The 1261-nt window shown below is 63.7% G+C and carries 3 protein-coding genes; 2 read left to right on the top strand and 1 reads right to left on the bottom strand.

Annotated features, from left to right (window positions below):
* A partial coding sequence (locus SI859A1_RS00165; protein WP_476693101.1) for a cytochrome c oxidase subunit II transmembrane domain-containing protein occupies positions 1-474 on the bottom strand: 474 nt, incomplete at its 3' end.
* A gap of 212 nt (positions 475-686) precedes the next feature.
* Between SI859A1_RS00165 and SI859A1_RS22230 the strand changes: the two genes are divergently transcribed.
* Both SI859A1_RS22230 and SI859A1_RS00160 read left to right on the top strand, forming a co-directional pair.
* Positions 687-815, top strand: coding sequence for a hypothetical protein (locus SI859A1_RS22230; protein ID WP_276324882.1), 129 nt, complete (start codon positions 687-689; stop codon positions 813-815).
* Positions 816-842: 27 nt separating this feature from the next.
* On the top strand, positions 843-1261 hold a 419-nt coding region (locus tag SI859A1_RS00160), incomplete at its 3' end, for a cbb3-type cytochrome c oxidase subunit I (RefSeq protein WP_193352743.1).

Below are 1261 nucleotides of genomic sequence, written 5' to 3'. Positions count from 1 at the left end.
AACCGTCTCGGCCTCCGCTTCGGCCGACACTTCGGACGGCTGGTACTCGTAACCCCAGTACCACTGGTAGCCGGTCGCCTTGACGGTCAGCTCCGGCTCGCTCGGCGGATTGTACTGCGCCGTCAGAAGCTGGAAGGACGGCACTGCCAGGAACAGCAGGATAATCACCGGCGCGAGCGTCCAGACGACCTCGATCATGGTGTTGTGGCTGGTGCGCGAGGCAACCGGGTTTCGCGAGGCGCGATAGCGGAACACCACCCAGGCCAGCAGCGCGGCGACCAGGATGGTGATCGGGATGATGAAGGCGAGCGTGTAGTTGCTGAACCAGTGGATCTGCGCCTCGATGGGAGACAGCGCTTCCTGCAGTCCCATCTGCCAGGGGTGGGGCTGACCCGGGATCAGGTCACTCTCCTGTGCGACAGCCGTTCCGGCAGTCCCCATGGATGCCATCGCGGCAAAGATCGATCGTTTCACTCGCATTGTCTCCCTGCGCGCTCGTGCGTCAGTGGTGGGAACCGGCGTTTCGGGGACGAATAGCGCCTGCCGCCATCCGGCGCCAGCACCGGCATCCCGCGAAATCGGAAGAATCTTCGGCTCGCCGCTTAAAACCACGAAACCCGACGCGCCGCAACATCTTAGAACCATCGCAAGCTTGCGGCCAGTCCCATTACAACATGCCGATCGCCGTGCGCGTCGTGTCCAAGGAGCAGTTCGCCGCGTGGTACTCCACCGCGTCGGGCAGCCTCGAGGACGCCAATGCACAGCTGACGGCGCGGATCCAGTCCGGCGACTCCGTCGCCGTGGCCGGCCGCTAACACGAACAGGGTTTGAGGGAGCTCGATATGGCATATGGTGCCACTCACGATGCCCACGACGCGCACATGCCGTCCGGCTGGCGGCGTTGGGTCTATTCGACCAACCACAAGGACATCGGGACGCTCTACCTGATCTTCTCGATCTGCGCGGGCATCATCGGCGGTGCGCTGTCGATCGCCATGCGCATGGAGCTCCAGGAGCCGGGTCTGCAGATCTTCGGCGACCCGCAGCTCTACAACGTGTTCACGACGGGCCACGGCCTGATCATGATCTTCTTCATGGTCATGCCGGCGCTGATCGGTGGCTTCGCCAACTGGATGGTGCCGATCATGATCGGCGCGCCGGACATGGCGTTCCCCCGGCTGAACAACATCTCGTTCTGGCTGCTCGCCTTCTCCTTCCCGCTGCTGATCCTGTCGATGTTCGTCGAAGGCGCGCCGGGCTC

It is taken from the genome of Aurantimonas manganoxydans SI85-9A1, from assembly GCF_000153465.1.
Lineage (GTDB): Bacteria > Pseudomonadota > Alphaproteobacteria > Rhizobiales > Rhizobiaceae > Aurantimonas > Aurantimonas manganoxydans.
This window is presented reverse-complemented; position numbering and strand designations above follow the sequence as displayed.